This is a genomic window from Arthrobacter sp. Soil761, from assembly GCF_001428325.1.
Classification (GTDB): Bacteria; Actinomycetota; Actinomycetes; order Actinomycetales; family Micrococcaceae; genus Arthrobacter.
Map to the genome: position 1 here is coordinate 84,708 of NZ_LMSF01000003.1, position 14,673 is coordinate 99,380.

The 14,673-nt window shown below is 60.7% G+C and carries 14 protein-coding genes; 3 read left to right on the top strand and 11 right to left on the bottom strand.

Translation table 11 applies throughout. The annotated features are described in order from the left end of the window. Positions 1–7 precede the first annotated feature (7 nt). The 9 genes from ASG79_RS04365 to ASG79_RS24450 form a co-directional block, all read right to left on the bottom strand. A complete protein-coding gene (locus ASG79_RS04365) occupies positions 8–754 on the bottom strand; it encodes a hypothetical protein (RefSeq protein ID WP_056388758.1) in 747 nt (248 codons plus the stop codon). A gap of 27 nt (positions 755–781) precedes the next feature. After that, entirely contained in the window at positions 782–1,051 is a 270-nt protein-coding gene (locus tag ASG79_RS04370; protein WP_056388759.1) for a hypothetical protein, read from the bottom strand. Between the two features lie 11 nt (positions 1,052–1,062). Next, positions 1,063–1,662 (bottom strand): DUF6668 family protein, encoded by a 600-nt coding sequence (locus tag ASG79_RS04375; protein WP_056388761.1) that lies wholly within the window; start codon positions 1,660–1,662, stop codon positions 1,063–1,065. Between the two features lie 39 nt (positions 1,663–1,701). Then, complete coding sequence (locus tag ASG79_RS04380; RefSeq protein ID WP_056388762.1) at positions 1,702–3,162, bottom strand: AAA family ATPase; 1,461 nt, start codon at positions 3,160–3,162, stop codon at positions 1,702–1,704. Positions 3,163–3,207: 45 nt separating this feature from the next. Then, a complete protein-coding gene (locus ASG79_RS04385) occupies positions 3,208–3,720 on the bottom strand; it encodes a hypothetical protein (RefSeq protein ID WP_056388763.1) in 513 nt (170 codons plus the stop codon). Further along, positions 3,717–4,796 carry a CHAP domain-containing protein gene (locus ASG79_RS04390; RefSeq protein ID WP_056388765.1) on the bottom strand — a complete coding sequence of 360 codons (1,080 nt, stop codon included), beginning with the start codon at positions 4,794–4,796 and terminating at the stop codon, positions 3,717–3,719. The genes ASG79_RS04385 and ASG79_RS04390 overlap by 4 nt, the downstream gene beginning before the upstream one ends. Before the next feature lie 183 nt (positions 4,797–4,979). Then, positions 4,980–5,417 (bottom strand): hypothetical protein, encoded by a 438-nt coding sequence (locus tag ASG79_RS22980; protein WP_235509732.1) that lies wholly within the window; start codon positions 5,415–5,417, stop codon positions 4,980–4,982. Further along, on the bottom strand, positions 5,414–6,049 hold the full coding sequence (locus ASG79_RS04400; protein ID WP_156400162.1) for a DUF6545 domain-containing protein: 636 nt from the start codon (positions 6,047–6,049) through the stop codon (positions 5,414–5,416). The genes ASG79_RS22980 and ASG79_RS04400 overlap by 4 nt, the downstream gene beginning before the upstream one ends. 864 nt (positions 6,050–6,913) lie before the next feature. After that, positions 6,914–7,948 (bottom strand): oxygenase MpaB family protein, encoded by a 1,035-nt coding sequence (locus tag ASG79_RS24450; RefSeq protein WP_082581668.1) that lies wholly within the window; start codon positions 7,946–7,948, stop codon positions 6,914–6,916. A 79-nt stretch (positions 7,949–8,027) separates the two neighbouring features. Between ASG79_RS24450 and ASG79_RS04405 the strand changes: the two genes are divergently transcribed. After that, entirely contained in the window at positions 8,028–8,264 is a 237-nt protein-coding gene (locus tag ASG79_RS04405) for a hypothetical protein (RefSeq protein ID WP_056388771.1), read from the top strand. A 201-nt stretch (positions 8,265–8,465) separates the two neighbouring features. Then, positions 8,466–10,307 carry a MarR family transcriptional regulator gene (locus ASG79_RS04410; protein ID WP_056388773.1) on the top strand — a complete coding sequence of 614 codons (1,842 nt, stop codon included), beginning with the start codon at positions 8,466–8,468 and terminating at the stop codon, positions 10,305–10,307. Between the two features lie 121 nt (positions 10,308–10,428). Here ASG79_RS04410 and ASG79_RS04415 read toward each other — a convergent pair whose 3' ends face one another. After that, positions 10,429–11,187 (bottom strand): hypothetical protein, encoded by a 759-nt coding sequence (locus ASG79_RS04415; protein WP_056388775.1) that lies wholly within the window; start codon positions 11,185–11,187, stop codon positions 10,429–10,431. Next, positions 11,184–12,125 carry a ParA family protein gene (locus ASG79_RS04420; protein ID WP_056388777.1) on the bottom strand — a complete coding sequence of 314 codons (942 nt, stop codon included), beginning with the start codon at positions 12,123–12,125 and terminating at the stop codon, positions 11,184–11,186. Before ASG79_RS04420 ends, ASG79_RS04415 begins: the two co-directional genes overlap by 4 nt. A 1,423-nt stretch (positions 12,126–13,548) precedes the next feature. Here ASG79_RS04420 and ASG79_RS04425 point away from each other — a divergent pair. Next, positions 13,549–14,586 (top strand): LacI family DNA-binding transcriptional regulator, encoded by a 1,038-nt coding sequence (locus ASG79_RS04425; protein ID WP_056388778.1) that lies wholly within the window; start codon positions 13,549–13,551, stop codon positions 14,584–14,586. Positions 14,587–14,673: the final 87 nt, after the last annotated feature.

Here is a 14,673-nt window from a genome sequence, read left to right on the forward strand (position 1 = left end):
AGCCATGTCAGACTCCCGACCAGAGAATGAAGCCGCTCAGGTCCCTGACCTGGGAGATATGGCCGAAGGGGGCTCCGTCGTCCGAGGGTTTGACCTTCCAATCTCCGTCCAGCCAGCGCATGGAGAACGTTGTGCGGCCCAAGGCTCCCGTTTCCGTGGCGAAGGCGAGATCGATGGAAGCTTCCGACGGTGTGTAGGACTTAAGCAGGAAGCCCTTCACCTGAATCGTTGTGCTGCTGCCACTGGATGAGGTGCCGCTGGCCGTCTCCTTCATCGCGGCGTCTCTACCGGCTCCCGGGACGAGAAGCTTGTCGGCGACCTGCTTGAGAATGTCGGGTTTCCCCGAGGATCCAAGAGCAGCGACGTTCATAGCCGCATAGAGGGACCCCGTGGGTGAATGTGCGAAGCATGAGCGGAAGCCGTTCGTATCAGTTTTGCCCGGCCCAACCTCGGGATCCGTGGGGGTCGCCATCTTGCCTACCAACTCCCACTTTGAGCTAGGCGCTGCCCCAAGTGATGTCTCCGAGGAAGATGGAAGCCCACAAATGCTCTTGCCTCCGTCGCTCGAAGCGCTGGGGCTGGCGGTGACTGTGCTACTTGAAACCGGTGCGGGCTCCGCATTGCTCTGCCCTTTGGGGAGCAGGAAGATGACGATCCCTGCCGCAACCAACGCGACCACCAGCGCGGCCGCGATGATGAAGCCGGGTTTGGTGAACGGATTGCTTTCGGTGGTGCTCTCTGTTGACTGGATCATACGGAACCTCCCGTTGATGGTGCTGGTTTAGACGAAGGCGCGGACGATGCCTGCGGCACCGGTGATGATGATGCAGCCCATGAGGACCCAGCCGAGCTTGCCGATCGCCTGTGCTCCTTCACCGCGCTGGAGCTGGATGACCATGCCGATGCCGACGATGATGACGCCCAGGACGCCCAGGACCAGGCCGATACCGGAAGCCCAGTTCAGGATGGTCAGCAGACCGCCCGCCTGTGCCGGGATGACGGGGGTGGGGTTGGGAATAACGCTGGTTGAGAGTGCAGTGAACGTGTTCATGGTGAGACCTTTCAGCGGTTGGTTGACGTGGCCAGGGCGGTCACGTCGGTAATGAAGCGCTGGTATTCGCGGACGGCTGGCAGCGGCGTGATGTCCGTGTGCCGCCAGGCGTCCACCCAGGGCAAGGACCAGAATCGTGGCGCTCCGCCGCCCACGAGGGCGGTAAAGTCCCGAAGCGCTTTAGGTGTCTTTCCCGGGGCGTCTGCCAAGACGGCGAGGCCGAGCAGGTCGACCTGCGGCGCGGCGCCTGACACCCACTGGGTGAGTGCGTTCCTGGCAGTCGTCAGGCCGCGCATGTCTGCGCGGCAGACCAGCAACACCTGCGGCCTGCTGCCGCTGGGGAGGAAAGGCCAGCAATGGTCCGTGGAACGGGCGGATTCGATGAGGTCGGCAATCCGGCTTTCACCCGCTCCCCCGTGGGTACCGACAACCCAGAGACGGGCTGTGCCGGCCATGCTGCGGGTAGCCAGCCGGTCTGCCGCGTCTGGCTCGACCATGCCCCGCAGCGGTGTGCTGATGACCGCCGCCGGCGGGGCAGCCACATCTCGGGTTTCTTCAGCCGGTTCATCCGTCGTGGGGCGGGTCACCCAGGGGTTCAGGGTCTGTTGCATTGGTCCTCCTCTCAACTCTCAGATTCCGTAGGGGGCGTTCTAGAAGCCTTGGGCGACGGCGGCCGCCGCGGCGAGCCATGCCCGCTGCGTCGCGGGCTGGAGCGCCTCGTAGCGGATCGGCCCGTTGACCAGGGCGGGGTCGTACGGGATGCGGACGACGGCGCGAACGAACGGCTCGAAGCCGTCCGCGATCCGCTGCGCCTCGGCTTTCGCGCGCTTCAGGGCATCGCCGGTCATGCTGCGCTTGGCGTCGGTGGATTCGGAGACGATCACGACGGCGTTGCGGGCCAGCTCGGCGTCGTGCCCGCCACGGGATTCGAGGGTCTGCAGGGTCAGCCGGGCAGCTTCTGCGCGGTCCTCGATGGCGGTGACCGGGACAACGAGCTGGTCGGTGTGGTCAATCATCCGCCGCCAGTTCGCGGCCCGGGCGGTGTTGCCGGAGTCCATGATGACCAGCCGGTAGTACCGGGTAAGGACCTGATAGGCGATGTCCACTTCCTCTGCGGTGACTTCGTGGTCGCCTTCTTCGTTTTCGTCCGAGCGCAGCACGTCGAACTTGTCCGCGGTCTGGTGGTGGACGAACTTGGCGATCTCGGCCGCGTTCATGGACGGTGACAGCAGCTCGGTGGAGGAATCGATCAGGTCCAAGACACTGCGGTCGTGCGCACCTTTCTCGGTCCGCCATCCCAGGGTGCCCTGGGATTCGTTGTTGTCCCACGCCACCGTTGCCGCGCCGCTGTAGCGGGCAAGGATCGCCGAGAGCATCACAACGGTAGGGGTCTTGTTGGCCCCGCCTTTGCGGTTGACCACGGCGATGGTCCGTGGACCGGGCCAGTGCTGGCTGACGGTGCGGATGTCTTCGCGCTCGGACAGTTCCTCCTCCGAGGGGTCCATCCGGAAGCCCAGGCGCGTAAGCGCACCGCGCCAGCCCTGCGTGGCCGGCTCCAGCACCGGGGCGCTGACCAGGAAGGAGGTCTCCTTCATACTGCGTCGTGTCACAGGCGCATCGGCTGCAACAGCCTGTTGCGGCGCCTCATCGTCGGCCGGAGCCACGTCCTCGGCCAACGCCGTCTCCCCTGGAAGGGGCGGCCACGGCTGACCTTCCACCGTCGGCCGGGCAGCTTCAGGCTTCGCCGCAGGCGTTGGCGCTGGAGTGGCGTCTATAACTTCAGGGGTGGCCGCAGCGTGCGTGCTGGCGGGTGCGGCGGTGCGGCGGCGGGCCGGGCGGGTTTCGTAGGAGACGGATTCGACGTTGCCGCCCGGGTGGACGATCAGTTCGCCGTGGCCTTCGGGATCCTCGATGCGGACCCGGACGGGGCGCTGAAGCGTCTTGGCTTCGGCCACGACAAGGGCCAGAGCGTTGTCGCGCAGATCCTGCAGCGTCTCCCCTGCCGGTACGACGCGGGAGTTTCCTGCGACGACGACCTCGGCGGTGCCGTTGTCGCTGATGATGGCCTTAATGTTCGGGAAGGCCAGGACCTCTGTTGGAGTGGTGCTCATGAACCTGATTCCTTACGTTGACGGTGTTGGTGCAGTGCGGGCGCTTTACGGCTTGGGCGGGGTGAACCGGTTGACCTTCCACGGGGCCTCCGGGCCGGTGCGGAGCAGCTGCACGGTGTAGGTCGCGGCATCGGTGGGCACGGCCGCCATAACGCCGTAGCCGTTCGCCTCATCGACCGTCAGCGTCGCGGGGCCAGTGACCCGAGTGGCGGGGACATTGGCCGGATCCACGGCGGAGTAGTCGGCGGTGGCCTGCGGCGTGAGCCAGCGGGCGAGGTCGTTGGCCCACTGCTTGTCCTCCACACGCGGGCGGGCGAAGTCCGTCATGGCCTTCTGGGCGGTGTCTACGGCGGCGTCCTTGCTGGCCTGGTCCCAGCTGATGCCGATGGTGGCCGGCACGCTGCCGTCGGGGGCCTGCGGGCCGCTACCCGCGCTCAGGGAGACCGTTGCCGACGCTGGGGCCGTGGTGCTGGGCGCCGGGGCAGGTGTGGTGGTCGCCGCTGGTGCACACGCCGTGCACAGCAGCACCACCGCGGTCAGTGCCAGGGATTTCTTCACTTCTTCTCCTCTTGGGTGGGCAGGTACAGGAAGGCTGACGGGACCGTGTTGCTGACCGTCCGGGTGTAGTAGTTGTGGTCATCCGGAGGCGGGTTGCCGTTGTAGCCCTCTTCGACGTAGGTCCCGTTGTCCTTGACTTCCTTGACCACGGCGACGTGCCCATAGGTCGGGTCCGCTCCCCCTACACCGGGCGCATACCAGACGACAGCGCCGACCCGGGGAGTGTTGCCGGTGGCCCAGCCCTTGGCGTCCCAGCCGGCCTTCCACGTCAGCGCAGAACCCAACTTCTGACCGTCGGGCCGGAACGCGCCGTTGAGGAACTTGAACGGTGCGCCGGCGGACCCCATCCGCTGATTCAGCCTCCACAGGGCGAAGTCCACACATTCCCGGTAGAACATGCCCAGCGGTGACGCCGCCGCTACGCCCGCTCCGGATTGCAGCCAGGTCGGTGAGTTCTTCCACGGGTAGTCATCCCCGGCGCCGGACTGCCCCGGAATCGCGCAGCCGCTGCCTTCCAGCGAGAACTTACCGTCAGAGAGTGTCTGGACGAGTTTCACGGCCTCCGGCCAATACTTCTCATAGTGGTAGGGGTCGGCGTTGCGCTGGACCTTGTTGCCCGCAATGGTCGGCTCCAACAGCTCCCAGCCATCCACCTTCTGCAGCGCTTTGATGAAGTTTGTCGCGCTGATGGTCGGGTCCATGCGATCCGCGTACGATCCCCAGGCACCGTTCCCACGCTGCTGGAACAACCCCCGGGAGTCCGGGCCTGCGCCATCGCCGTGGTCCAGAACGCGCAGCCCCGACTCCCCCAGGGACACCATGACACTGATCATCTGGCCCTTCACGGACAGGTCCAGAGCCTTACCGGCTCCCATGATCGCCGCGGCGTTCTTCAACTGCTCTTGGGAATAGCCATCGACCTTTGTGTCGCCGCTGATGGCTGCTGCGAAGGTAATGCCGCAATTGGCGGCGGCAGGCTTGGCTGGTGAAAGCAGCAAAATGACGGAAAAAACCAGTGAAAAGAGGATGGCGGGAACCAGCACTATAAGGCTTGTGAATAGCCCCTTGGTCTCCACGGCTTCGAGCCCCTTCTTGTGCCGTATTGCAGTGATCGTGTTGCGGGAGCTCCATTGCCGTGTGCTGCCATCGCTTCCGACACGTCTCAACTGGTCGGATCAACAACAGCTCACTATTACCCATGTCTTTAGACATGTCTAAAGTTATCACGGATAGCGGCCATTCCTTCTTATGGAATGAAGCTATTTCTTGTCGTCTAAGGCGCTGTCTATGAGCTTTGCGAGAGACCTGACGCTTTCCGCGTCATAGACCTCACCGAGCGCTCGGAGAGCGAAGGATTTCACTTGGTTCTTCCGCATGATTTTGAGGAGCTCCAGTTGAGCTTCTACACGCGCTGGCATCTCTGATCCCGGGTCGGTGAGATATGCGCCAGGGACACCAAAAAATTCAGCTAACGCCTCAAGCAGTGCGATATCGGTAACTAGCGGACCATCCCCATCCCGCATGTAGTACCACCGTGCGCGCGAAAGCTTTACTCCCTTGGCTGCCAAAGCTGACTGGATATCTACGAATTCGTAGGGCCGCCCGCCCTCAGCAACAACAACGTCAAGTAGTACTCGGAGCCGACGGGCAAGCTCGGAACGGCGTTGCTCTGCGTAGGGGCTGTTCCTGGATATCAACGCATCGCTGCTTTCTGGCTATTCCTGGCGCCATCGGCGTAGTCATACAAAAGTGTCTCAACTTCTCTAACTATTTCTGCACTTTGAGTATCCATTACGTAGCCTCGAGTCTGAGCCCGAATCTCGCTGTCCCGGATCTCTGATATGCGTCGTTGCAGTCGCGCGACGCTCTTGACAGTTAGGAATTCAACTCTGGAGTACGGCTTTGAATCAATCACTAGATCCATCTCAGAGGATGCAAGGTTCCACCAGATCGGTTGGATCCGGCGGAGCATTCTTGCTGCCTTCAAGGTAAGGGCTAGCCGCTGGGCCACCGCTGCAAGGCGGGGCAAGGAGAGACCCAACGAAACCAGGATGACAATCACTTGCTGGGCTGTTTCGTAGAACCATTCAATTGCAGCCTTTGGCTCCGAACCTGCCTGGAGAAAGTTTCCAAGCAGGCGCACACCCGCTAGCGCAAGAGCCAGTGAAAATCCTGCAAGTACCATCCTGAATCCTGAGCGAAAAAGACCCTTCATCTGCTTCAGACGGGGCAAGCAGATCTTAAGCGCGCTGATGCTCACGGTCATAATGAAGGCCACGGCGAAGGTCTGGAAAACGAGAAGTGCAGGCTGGGCACCGTACACGCTCACAACCCACCTGGTGGATTGCGGGGCCCCCCACCAGGGAAAAGTCAGGAGCATTGCTATCGAGCAAATCGCCCACCACCCTCGCCACGCCTTGCCGCATGCTGCATTGGAAGGGGAAGTAGCCACTTGGAGTGACCGCTGAATCTGCCATAGGGCAGCAACTACGAATTCCGACAGAACGACGGCAACGACATTGCCTCCACCGAGCACACGATCTACTGCGAGATACACCGATGGTACGTAGAGAGTAAAGGCGACCGAGGCAAAGAGCGCTCCTAAGAAGGCGGGAAGTGCCTCGCGAATTCGAATAGTCGGAAGTCGAACTAGAGCAAGGCCCCAAAGTATGGCTGCAGGAATCCAGTCGTTCATCCAAAGACGCGGCCAAACGAGTCGGGAGTGGCCGCGCGAAGAGCTGAGGACCACGTAAGTCGGACTGACAGCAGGTCAGCTAGAACTTCTGCTTCTAGCTCATCGGGGCTATCGAAGCAGCGACGTCGAAGCAGCTGCGCCCGAATCATCTCAGGGTCCAGCAATTCGAGCATCTTGGTCATATCGTCCGGTACTCGTCCTACTGGACCCGATTGTTCATGGGCGAACAAGAGGTGTGCGAACTCGTGGCAGAGTATTTTGATTTTACGATGAGGACTTGCATCTCGGGGATAAGTGATGACTGCGTGGCTGTCCGTGAAGAGGACGCTTCCAGTTATAAGCGGGTCGTTGGTGGAGTCAGCCGGCCTTAATGTGATGCCGATGTTTCCCTCCCGCTCCACGACCGATTGAAGTGTCTCCAGGGACAGCTCTTGGGGTAATGACAGCTGCTGAAGTCGACGTTTTGCAGCCTGTTTAGCGCAACGAAAGGCTTTGTTTTTAGTTGGCACGGCGGCGCGGTCCCAGTTCACGCAGTGAGTAGCCACTCGGATATACGCCCCTGCCTGCCTTACCCGGAGTAAACCGAGATTGCGTTCGCGGTGGGCGCCGACGAAGCTGGGCGGCTCGAGCTCGAAGACCTAAGTTGACTCCGATCCTCATTACCTGGTTGGGAACCGGGAGCCCCAACGAACGGCTCAGCCGGCAGTCGTCGAATAATGTGGACAGAACCGGCGCAGCCAGCGGCGCGAGTGGGCGTGGGAGGCGATCTCGGAATAGGCTCATCGTGGAAGCCATAAGGCCCGCGCCCGCGTCACTTGGTGCAGAGTGCTGCTCCTCGTAGTCGTCCAGGAACCGAGCGGCCACCTCGTATGAGGCAAACGGGTGACCTATCCGCATACGCTTGGCCAGCTCCGCGTAGAAATCCGTTGCTGCTTGACGCTCAGCCGCAGTCGTTCGCCGTCTTCCATGCGTATCGCAGAACCGTATGGGAACGACCAGCAAGGTCGTCAGGACATATAAGAAATCATCATTTGTTCCTCTGATTCCCTTATGGACTCTGTTGAGTAGGTCCACCATTGCCCGTCCCCGCGCTCCATCAAATCCATCCTCGATCAGCTCATACATGACTATCGCCGTGTCCATTGAGCGCTTGGAAGGCCTGGCATGTACTTCCCCTGTCTGGGCAAGTACTTGAGCAATGTGAGGAATCGAGAAGTTGCGGTAGTACGAGAGGAAAAAGCCGATCTCAAATTCTTCGGCGAGGTCGAACATGACGGCGCGCCTGTAGGTAGCAGCCGCGTCGACATGAGGCTGTAGATCAGATTCCATACCTCCATTGTCGCCGATTGTCGCGCATGCTTTAACCATCGCGTTAGACATGTCTAAGATAGTGGTGGGGGGTGAGCCGTAGAGGAATCGAAGGAACCGACGCCAAAGGTCAAAGTCACATACGCGACACGCGGCCGTTTTCTGAAAACAAATGCCCGAGGTGCGAATTGCCCGGTGATAGTTTCGGAGCAGTCGCAACGACATCAGTCAGTCGGAGTGGCGTAGCAATGCAACGATGAAGCTGTAACCGCTCCGGCGGGTACAAAATCAAAGGACTCAGCACATGACAGCAGTAGCAGTAAATCGAGGCGGCGGGCGCCCCAGTAAAGGCCTGCGTAAGTTCATTGGTTTTCGCTCACCAGAACCAACTGCTGACGGTATCGCCAAGGTGGCGGCCCATAAGGGCCTCACAGTTACCGAGTACCTACTTTCCGTTGTAGAGCCAAAGCTCAAAGAGGACCTGGCCGCACTCGACCGGGATGACTATCAGCAGGAGCTGCCCATCCGTATGGCCTCATAACCAAAAGAAGGCCCGCACTAGGCGGGCCTTCGAAGCTTGAGACTTACCCTCTGGATTGCTTGCCGGCGGATCAGATTGTAAGTCGTGGAGGGCCTGAAAGGCCATCCTTTGTGTTGCTATGAAACCGATCTGGCAGGATCGGCCCTTTTTCGTACCTCAATCCTCGAAAGGATTACTCACATCGTACATCAGCACGTCTCCGTGCTGCCAGCACGCCTCCCTTCTGGCGTGTCAGGACAGCGACATGACCCAGCCACCGTTTGGGCAGCACTAACACCGTTTCTGGCCGGCCAGCCGCGCGTACGGTTATCGCGTGATGGGGGCAAGACCTACCCTCAAAGACATGAGCGGAACCTAACCGAAACACTTCCCTCGCTGCCCGCGGCCGTGAGAATTTTTGGTAAAGACGGTACCTGCGCGGCCATCTTTCTCGATTTCGACTCATCGCAAGCTGGATGCGATTGGGTTGAGGCGGATGTCCGAGCGGTTCAATCCTGGCTGCACTCGGTCGGTGCCCGGTGGATTGAGGACTACTCCCCCAACGGCGGGCGCCACGTCTATGTCCCCCTGTCACAGCGGGTCACCTTCAGTGAAGCGCGTGATCTTGTCGAGGCGCTGGGCACCAGGTACCGGACACTGGACAAGACCCCGCACCAGAACCTGCTGCACGGCTGTATGAGAACCCCCGGTTCACCGCACAAGCGCGGAGGCCACCAGGAACTGGCGATGAGTCTGTCCATGGCCTACGACATCGCTCGCCGACCCAACAATCCCACTGTATGGGCAGCCATGATCACCGACCTTGCCGCTGAGATCAAGGCTGTAAGGGCCCTGCGGCTTGAGCAGACTTTCACCGCAGTATCCTCCGACGCACCCGCGGTTGAGCAGCCGGTAGGGCGCATGTCCCGGGAAATGCAGGTGCTGGCCCAGACAGGCCTGTACGACACCAACCGGTACGCCTCAGACTCCGAGGCCCGTCAGGCCGTCGTCCTCGGCGCAGCGGCCGCTGGCCTCGAACTGGTAGATGTTGAGCGCCGAATACTTCAAGGAACCTGGCCAGGACTGGCCTCCTTCTACGCCCGCTATGCCACCCGCCACCGCCTTTCGTCCCTGCGGCGCGACTGGATGAGCGCCGTCAGTTACCTCAGAAAACAACCCGACACCGCCCACCCGAATAACAATGTCCGCAGATCCCCCACAAGCCCGCCAAATACACAGGGGGGAGGGACAAAGGGGATCACTAAGATTTCTGATTCCGATGCAGAGCATCGGTTCATTCGGACTTGGCGAAACGCACTCCGGATCAGGGAGGTCAACTATCAGGATTCCAGGACAGGGATGGCACGTCGGATGGTCCTCCGAGCCCTGGGCGAAGCAGCGCACATGACAGCGTCCAGGTTCGTTGAGTTCGGGGTCAGGTCCATTGCGGTGGCCACTGGCCTTGACCACACCACGGTTGGCTTGCACCTAAGGGAACTGCGCGCGGAGAAGGCGCCGATGGTCACCCTCGTTGAAGAAGCTAGGGGAACCAAGGGCGATTTGTACATGCTGACCGTGCCTGAGGAGCTGAAGGCGGTTGCCGAGCAAGCCAGCTGGCAGAAAGGGAAAGTTCATGCTCTTCGGCCGGCGTTCAGGGAACTGGGTTTGCCTGCCGCATTCGTGTATGAAGCCTTGGAGCACTCCCCTGCGTTGTCGATCGCCGAGCTCGTCAGGGCTACCCGGCTCTCTCGGTCAGCAGTGCACGAAGCGTTGGAGATTCTTGCGGCGTGGAACCTGGTGGTCAGGAGCACCGATAGGTCCTGGTCAATTGTGACGGCGACATCCTTGCGGCAGCTCGCTGAACACTTCGGGGTCCTTGAGGCTGTTGCTGCCCAGCTGCAGCGCTACCGGCAGGAGCGGATCATCTGGCGGGAATGGCTCGCCAGGAACGTTAACACTGTCGCGGAACTCCTCTCCCCCGGTGAAGACTATCCCTGGCACGAGTTCGAAGGGCCACCCGACGAATGGTCGCTGTCCAACATGGCGTTCGACAGAGCGGGATAGAGAGAGCCACAAGGTTTGCCCTCTGTGAGAACCCCGCCCCGGAGGCAACTCCGACAATTATTATGACCAGCCATAACTAATGCCATAAGTTAGGCCATAAGTACTACGGGAAGATGCGATTTCACTCTGCTTCGGTTTGTCCCGCCTGAATGTAGAGACCAAAGACGGTTGAGACGAGGGCGCTGCGTGACGGTGCGTCGAATTCGACGACCTTCTCGTCCAACCAGGCAACCTGCAGCCCGTCGAGGCGCAGTTGGATCTGAATGCCGGCCTCTCCCCGTTTCCGCGGGGCGCGGCGGGGCATCCCGGAGCTGGTCAGTGTGGTTTTGGGAATGAACTCCCTGGAGATCTGCTTGTCGTCGACCGCTTCGAAGGCATCAATCAACAGATCTGCATACGTGGTCCTATGTTGATAGACGGCGTCCTTGACCTGGGCCAAGAGCGCCGGCGGCAGGTACACTCCGACGTTACGCAGCGCTCCGGGAACCAGCTCGGAGGCTTTTGTCGCCTTACTTGTCTTCTTGGCAACCGGCTGCTGCGGCGTGGTGGCCTTTGGGGCCTTGACGGATGTAGGGGTGGGTTCATCCCGTTCCTCTGTTACCTCATGGGGCGCTTCCTCATCAGGTGCCCGAACAGTGGTGTCCTTGTTCGCCTGTGGGCGCTCAGCAGGTACTTGCGTGTCAGCAGACTCGGGTGTTGCTGCTGGCGGCACATGGACAAGCTCCCGGGTCGGCGCCGGTGCCTCCATGGGCTCATCGGTTTCTGGTTCCGGTGCAGGGGCAACCCTCCCGCGCTTGGGCGCTAGCAACCCTTGCAGCGCTGCACCGCGGGCAGGGGCTACAGGTGCGAATGCCCCGGCAAGGTTCTGTCGGCCGCTCATGCCTGGCTCCCGCTTTCGATCTCGTTGAGTCGGGCGAGGATTTCGCCAGTCAGCTGCTCGTACTCTTCAGCCAGTCCCCCAGCATTGCGCGAGAAGAATCCGTCCGCAGGTTTCTCCCCTGCCCGGAGCGCCTTCAGACGGTTCTTCTGGGCGTCGGTAACGGCACCTTCGAGCTCGTGGAAGAGTAGGCCTTTGCGGCGGGCGTCAGCGCTTGCGCTTTCGAGGTTCCTGATGCGAGTTTCGAAAACCGGGGCGACGGTGCCGAGCATCTCTTCCAAGGTGTCCCGGACGCTGCGCTCCAAGCGCAGGGAGCGCGGCCCGACGCCGAACAGGACGACGCCCGCCAACTGCAGGGAAGGGTTCCGGTCTCGCACGGCCATAAAGCGACGAGCGATGCGCTCAACACCGTCGATGCTCGCATCATCTGAACGGGTAGGAATGACGACTGCGCTGGATATCGCGAAAGCTCCTTCAACTAGAATCCGCTCCCCTGGCGGGGTGTCGATCAGTATCAAGTCGTATTCGTCTGCCACCGGGGCCAGGACGGCGTAAAGCATGTCGCCAAAGTCACCGGCGTCGGAGCGGCTTGATCGGGAAACCATGAGGCCCTGGATGTCTTCTAGGTCCTGGCCGCCGGGAATGACATCAAGGTTTTCCCGTACGTTGCGAAGGATCATCGGCGGTGTACCCGCGATGAGGGCCTGGAAGAATTCCCTGCCTGTCTGCCGCTCGTATCCGAGGTCGCGGGCCAGATCGCCCTGTGGGTCAAGGTCGATCAGCAGCACACGGGAACCGGCCAGCGCTACGTACCCTCCAACGTTGGCTGCGGTGGTCGTCTTGCCGACTCCGCCCTTGCCGTTCGCCAAAGAGACGACGCGGTCAATAGCCCGTGTCGCTTGGCGTTGCGGGGGTGCGGGGGTTTGCAGTGATCGTGCCATAGGCCAGCGACTCTCTTACTTGTGGGTTGCATATTGTCCTGCTCTCAACGCTATGTGTACTCCCCCGGCAACGCTGGCATTGACACGCATAAGAGGAATAACTGTGCGCAAAGCAGGTCTGTCCACGGCGTGCCACGTTCTAAGTGCGGTGTGATATGAGGCCTGTCGGCCGGTTCGATATCAAGCTCGGTGCCCAACAGATGTTCCACTGGTTGTTCACGCGGGGGTACTGGTGGTTCATGGAGCATGGGATCTCATTGGTTCTGGCGTTGGTGCGCGAATAGGTCTTTTCACCGTGGGGCTTGCTTTGGGACATATGGGGCGTTTTATTGGTCCGCCCCTTGTGTTACCTATGGCGCTTACGGTGGATGGCTGAGCGTAAATACCGACAGGTCTAATGGCTAGATATCCAGCGCGCCTCATGGCGAGGTTTCTAGCGTCTCGTCTAACGGGAGGTATGGCAGGGGTTATGGCATGAACGGCTCTTGGCCGGAAAATGACCGAATAACCTTCGATACAACAAGGAGTCGAGCCCCTGGCGGACCTGCAACCATGTTAGCCTGTGCCGCTTGCGCAGGCCGTGCCTTGGCCAAGTGGTAAGCGCTCAAAACAGTTGTGTCACTTAGTCGGTTGGGCTGACGACGGGGCTGGGGGGACCGCCAGGGGCAGGGGGATGCCTACCCTCCTGCCCAATCCACGGCCTACCCTTCAGGCTGCCAGGGCTCCGCTGGTCCGCGGTGGTGACCCTGGCATATCCAATACTCCCCAAACTGACCCCCAAAAGCTCATCAAAGGCAGCATCCCCTTTTGTTGCGAATACCTTGGGTGAGACACATTGTCGATGCGGTCCATCCCTTTGCGACGGCCTGAAAGACAGAACTGAAAAAGTCTGACCGGCGGCTCCCGTCGGTCTTGATAAGGGATCGTTTGTTGAGATTTACCGGGACGTATGCTCTGCAGCTGCCAAGGTCGTGCCCCGGGCAAACCGTCGCCTTCCAAGGGCTGTGAATCGCAGCGATAAATGGCCGTCTTTTCGATGTCACCCTCGGTGGGCCCGGCGGCTCCCTCAGATGCTGTAGGACGGGCGCTACCTTGGGAAAGACACTCACTGCATGCTCCTGCCTCCTGTCTTGAAACGCTAGTGGTTCGAGACCAGTAGGTTTCGAGGCAATTTGGAGGGACTCCAGCCGCCTTCGGAACCGCCGCGGGGTGGCCGGCTACCAGCGGATCCTATGAAGAAATTTCCGCAGAGCCTAGACAAGACTGTGCTTCACAACCTAGAGTGGTGGAAACGCAAACTCTTGGAAACGTTTCCACTCCCACCCTTTGGAAACGTTTCCAATAATCAGTTTGGAAACGTTTCCAAATCCGGCTCCCGACCAACTGGAGCTGGACGATGTTTCCACCTCAATGGAGAGAAGCAATGCCAGAAAAACCAAACCTTCACGATGTGGCCCGGTTGGCAGGGGTTTCACTTGCCTCAGCTTCGAGGGCGCTTACGGGGCAATCCGCAAGTGCTGAGACGGTAAAAAAAGTGCGTTCGGCAGCCAAACAACTGGGTTACATCCCCGATGCCACGGCACGCGCGCTCCGGCTGGGCGGTACCCGCCAGGTTGTCTTTGCTGTTGACGACATCGGCAACCCAAATTATGTCGCTATGCTCCGGGCAATTGAACGGGAGCTCGGCGGTCGGGGGATTCGTCTTAGCGTCTCTGCTACAGGAAAGGCCACGAAGCAGACGCTTGATCTTGTTCGCAGCCTGGATGTGGGCGTAGCCGATGGCCTCATTATCTCGCCCATTCGGGTGACGCCTGAACTGCGTCGGGCACTTACAGAGTGCCCTGTCCCCGTCGTTGTCATTGGATCACTTGACCAAGAGACCACCATTGACCGAGTCCGCGTTGACTCCGCCATGGCGGTGGAAATGGCCGTGGATCACCTCGTCGAGACGGGGCGTCGGAGGATCGCCTTCATCAACGGCCCGCTCGACACTAATCCAGGTGCGGCCCGTCAACGCGGCTTTGAATCAGCAGCTGCCAAACATGGCCTGCAGCATACGCCCGGACCGGTGGTATCCGCTGACGACTTTACGGGCCCGGCCGGCCTGGCGGCCGCAAAAAGGCTCCTGGAAAACGTTCGGGAGGCAGGCGAACCGATCGATGCCATCGTGGCTGCAAACGACCTCATAGGGGTTGGCGCGGTTAGCGCTTGCGTGAGTTCCGGGTACCGTGTCCCTGACGACATCGCCGTGACCGGCATCGACGACACCGAAATTGCCGCTCTGTTCAATCCGCCGTTGACGAGCGTGTCACTCAAGGCTGACAAACGTGGGAGCTTGGCTGCTCAGCTGCTGCTGAAGCGATTCGACGACCCCTCCCGGGACCCGGAACTGCTCACGGTCGATCCGGTTCTCATGGTCCGCGCATCTACTGCCTCAGTAGCGTTGGAAGGGGCATTGTGATGCCGCTGGATACAGAACCACGCGTCGATACCGCCGCTGCTCCCAAATTGAGTGTGAAACGAAAGAGGCGTTCACCTAACCAGGCGA